This is a genomic window from Anaerotignum sp., from assembly GCF_031981185.1.
GTDB lineage: Bacteria > Bacillota > Clostridia > Lachnospirales > Anaerotignaceae > Chakrabartyella.
Genome location: NZ_DALYUL010000021.1, coordinates 1 through 3395, shown reverse-complemented (window position 1 = coordinate 3395; position 3395 = coordinate 1). Strand labels below are relative to the sequence as shown.

Annotated in this window: 6 protein-coding genes; all 6 read left to right on the top strand. The window is 41.6% G+C overall.

What is annotated here, in order from left to right; all coding sequences use genetic code 11:
* Window positions 1–365: hypothetical protein (locus tag RTK36_RS11945; RefSeq protein ID WP_331655036.1), on the top strand; the 365-nt coding region annotated here is incomplete at its 5' end.
* On the top strand, window positions 365–1843 hold the full coding sequence (locus RTK36_RS11940) for a phage major capsid protein (RefSeq protein ID WP_312047478.1): 1479 nt from the start codon (window positions 365–367) through the stop codon (window positions 1841–1843). The genes RTK36_RS11945 and RTK36_RS11940, both read left to right, overlap by 1 nt.
* Entirely contained in the window at window positions 1833–2156 is a 324-nt protein-coding gene (locus RTK36_RS11935; RefSeq protein ID WP_312047477.1) for a hypothetical protein, read from the top strand. Before RTK36_RS11940 ends, RTK36_RS11935 begins: the two co-directional genes overlap by 11 nt.
* Window positions 2125–2499 carry a hypothetical protein gene (locus tag RTK36_RS11930; protein WP_312047476.1) on the top strand — a complete coding sequence of 125 codons (375 nt, stop codon included), beginning with the start codon at window positions 2125–2127 and terminating at the stop codon, window positions 2497–2499. Before RTK36_RS11935 ends, RTK36_RS11930 begins: the two co-directional genes overlap by 32 nt.
* The gene (locus tag RTK36_RS11925) at window positions 2496–2813 is read left to right on the top strand and encodes a hypothetical protein (RefSeq protein WP_312047475.1); all 318 of its coding nucleotides are present in this window, start codon (window positions 2496–2498) and stop codon (window positions 2811–2813) included. Before RTK36_RS11930 ends, RTK36_RS11925 begins: the two co-directional genes overlap by 4 nt.
* A complete protein-coding gene (locus RTK36_RS11920) occupies window positions 2813–3298 on the top strand; it encodes a hypothetical protein (RefSeq protein ID WP_312047474.1) in 486 nt (161 codons plus the stop codon). Before RTK36_RS11925 ends, RTK36_RS11920 begins: the two co-directional genes overlap by 1 nt.
* Window positions 3299–3395: the final 97 nt, after the last annotated feature.

Genomic DNA, 3395 nt, shown 5'->3' with positions numbered 1-3395 from the left:
GGGATAAAATCGACAGCCAAGAACTATCTGCCAAGATGGATGCTGAAACTTGGTTAACAGCGGAAGATTGTATTAATTACGGTTTGGCAGACAGTTTTGCCGATGCTGATGCAGATATGTCAAACGCATCCGAGGTATTGCAAAAAGCAAATCTAAGCGTTGAACAACGTATTAATTTGCAGAAAAGCTTAGTGGCACAATTGAAACAGTTTTCTGAAACGAGTATCGGAGAAACAAACAGTGATCCGGTACCTGTACCACAGCAAAAAGAGCCAGACCCAAAAGAGGATCCCAAAAACGAGCCTAACAGCATAATGCAAATGCTGGGGGGCTTTTTTATTAATCAAAAGGAGAGTGGGAAGTAATGAAAAGTAATGATACTAAAAGCAAAGAAGAGGTTCGGGTGTCAATGCAATCTGCATTGTCCAGCGGGGACACAGAGGCATTCAGTAAGGCAATGAATGATATGATGTTGTGCCTTGGAGAAGAAATTAAGCAGGACTATGAAAGCCAAATTGAACAGATGAAAAAGGATGGAGATACAAGTGTACTGGCAATGCGAGGTGTTCGTCAATTGACCAGCAATGAAAAGCAGTATTACCAGAAAGTTGGCGATGCAATGAAGTCTGCCGACCCAAAACAAGCTTTAGCTAATTTGGATGTTGTAATGCCCGAAACCGTTGTTAATTCTGTTTTTGAGAACTTGCAAACAGAGCATCCGTTGTTGTCCAAGATTGCGTTTATGCAGACAGGTGGCGCAATCAAAATGCTGTTAAGTGCAAACGGCAAGCAGGAAGCACAATGGGGTGCATTAACCGATGCCATCGCAAAAGAATTGCTTTCCGGCTTTGTTGAAGTAAATGCTGGACTGTTGAAACTTTCTGCATTCATTCCCATTCCTAAATCCATGTTAGACTTGGGGCCTGAATGGTTAGATAAGTACATCAGACAAATTTTAGCCGAAGCACTGGCAAATGGTCTGGAAAGCGGCATTGTAAAGGGCGATGGAAAGGAAAAGCCAATTGGTATGATTAGACAGGTTGGCGAAGGGGTAACCGTTACGGGTGGTGTTTATCCCGAAAAAGCCAAAATTACAGTAAAGGATTTGTCTGCTGCAACAGTTGGAAATCTTCTTTCCTTGGTAGCGGTTGACCCTGATGGCAAACCAAGGGCAATCAGAGATATTTTGTTAATCGTGAATCCTCAGGACTACTTCCAAAGAGTTATGCCGGCAACCACAATCATGGCTCCAGATGGTACATACCGTAACGATGTTATGCCATACCCCATGACCATTGTCCAGTCTGCGGCGTTGTCCAGAGGTGAGGCGGTAATGGGCCTTGGTTATAAATACTTTGCGGCAGCAGGTATGGAAGCAGGAGGTAAAATCGAATATTCTGACCAGTACCAGTTCTTGGAGGATAACAGAGTTTATTTAACCAAGCTGTATGCAAACGGTTTCCCCTTGGATAATGCGGCATTCCTGCACTTGGATATTTCTGACTTGCATCCATTGACATATAAAATGGAGCAAATTACACCACCAGTAACTTCCAATGATGCAAATTTATCTGACTTAAGAATCGGTAGTTTAGCTCTGTCCCCTGCTTTTGCAGCTGGAACACTGACATACACAGCAACAACAAAAAACGGAACTAATACAATTACAGCCACGCCAAAGGATGCGGGTGCACAGATTGAAGTAAAAGTCGGCACAAATGTCATTGACAACGGTTCCGCGCCTACATGGGCAACTGGTGATAATACAGTAACGATCAAAGTGACGGCAGCAGACGGAACAACCACCAAGGAATACACCGTCACAGTAAATCTTGATAAATAGGAATGAGGTTCCTGCTGAACTCTTAGCCGACGTAAAAAATCAGTCAAATGTAACTTGGGATGATGATGCCACGGACAATAAATTCCGTGGCTTAATCGCCGCCGCATCCGTTTATCTGGATAGTAAAGGTGGTGCTACTTTAGATTATGAAGCGGACGGCTTCCCAAGGACATTACTAATGGAATATGTGCGTTACGCAAGGGATGAAGCATTAGACGTTTTTGAAAATAACTATATGTCCTTAATTTTAGCCATGCAGAATGAAAGGGCGGTGGCCAGGTATGCAGAAAGCACCAAACAGACCGAAACATGAAGTAACGCAATCTTATAATGATGGCGTTGTCAAAATTTACGAGGTGAGAAATATTGCTGAGGCGGGTTATACGCCAAAGAAAGGGCTTGCTCTGCGTTATAGTCTACGATTTGACGAACAGCGATTAGGAATTAATAGGTTATATATGAGTAGGCAGAATCAGGCACAAATATTGCGTGTATTGAGAGTACAAAGGGTGAAGGATATTTCCCCACAAGATGTTGTAATTGTTGAAGGTAGGCAATTTAAAATTGACACTGTGCAAAGCGTGAAGGACATTTATCCTCCGTCTTTGGATCTAGCATTGACTGCAACTGTGCATGAGTATGGGGTGGTTGAATGAGTTGGCAAGAACATATCATAGAGGCGCATTTAACCGTCACAAACAAGGTCGGGCACTTTAGCTATGAAAAGTCTGATCGATATTTTGTGTGGCAGGAGGACGGCGCAAATGATCTAGTAGCAGGAAATATTCATGCTGAAAAAGTTGTTACCGGTACGACTGACTTGTTTACTAAAGATGAATTTGATCTATGGGCTAGTGAAATTGAGTTTGCTTTTGATAATTCACCATTTATTTATTGGCAAATGAACAGCGTTCAATATGAAGAAAATACAGGATTCTTTCATTATGAGTGGCGATGGGAGGTTTTTTAGTGGCTAAGATAGGGTTTTCGGGTTTGGATGTTTACGTCAGGAGATTAGAACGGCTATCAGTTAATAGCGAAGAAATCACTAAAAAAGCATTGTACCAAGGCGCTAAGGTTGTTGCAGATACAGTGAAAGAGGAATTAAAGAATCTACCCACTGATGAAACATGGGGTACTGAGTCTAAACCAGCAATCGGAATAAAGCAAGAGCAAAAGGATGCTCTAATTGAAAGCTTTGGTATATCTCCTGCACAAAATAATGACGGATTTATTAATGTAAAGCTTGGATTTGATGGCTACAACAATGTGGTTAGTAAAAAATATCCAGATGGACAGCCAAATGCTATGATCGCAAGAATCGCAGAAAGCGGGACTAGTTTTTCTCGCAAAACCCCATTTATGGCTACGGCGATTAGGCGTTCTAAGAAAATTGCTGAAATAGAAATGGAAAAAATATTTGAAAATGAAACTAAAAAGATATTGAAGGAGTGATAAGGTATGGCAAAAATCGGTTTGAGTTATCCTTATGTTGCGCAATATAATGCAACAGAGGAGGGTGTTGTTACATATACAAAAGGTCAGGTTCTGG